This is a genomic window from Streptomyces sp. RP5T, from assembly GCF_003933965.1.
GTDB lineage: Bacteria > Actinomycetota > Actinomycetes > Streptomycetales > Streptomycetaceae > Streptomyces.
The window spans coordinates 1-405 of record NZ_RSAJ01001309.1 but is presented as its reverse complement, the minus strand read 5'-3'; the positions used below and the strand labels follow the sequence as shown (position 1 = coordinate 405).

The 405-nt window shown below is 73.1% G+C and carries 1 pseudogene; it reads right to left on the bottom strand.

The window, feature by feature from the left end:
* Positions 1 to 339 (bottom strand): annotated as a pseudogene (locus EHS43_RS45960) (hypothetical protein); the annotation flags it as partial.
* Positions 340 to 405: the final 66 nt, after the last annotated feature.

The window sequence follows — 405 nt, the reverse complement described above, 5'->3', positions numbered from 1 at the left end:
CACCTCGGCCGTCCCGTCGGCGGGGAGTCCGGCTTCGGGGAGGGCGCGTTCGGCGAGGCGGGCGGAGCGCTCCTCGTTCTCCGAGCGGTCCGGGAGGTAGACGGCGTCGTGGAACCAGGCCGCCAGGCGCACCAGGTCCGGCCGGTCCGCATACTCCTGGAGCACGTCGACGTGGTCGAGGACCGCCGTCAGGTGGGAGAGCGTGTGGTAGTGCCGCTGCGGCTCCTGCCAGCGGCCGAGGAGGTTGTCGGCGTACGGCCCCGGATCGGGACCGTCACCGCCCCGGGCGCTCTCCAGAGCACGGGCGAAACGGTCGCGGAGGTCGTCGAGATCGGCCATGACCTCATTGTCCCCCTGCGGTGCTGGGGACGTGCCGACGTGCTGGTGGTGGGGGCGGCTTCGAGG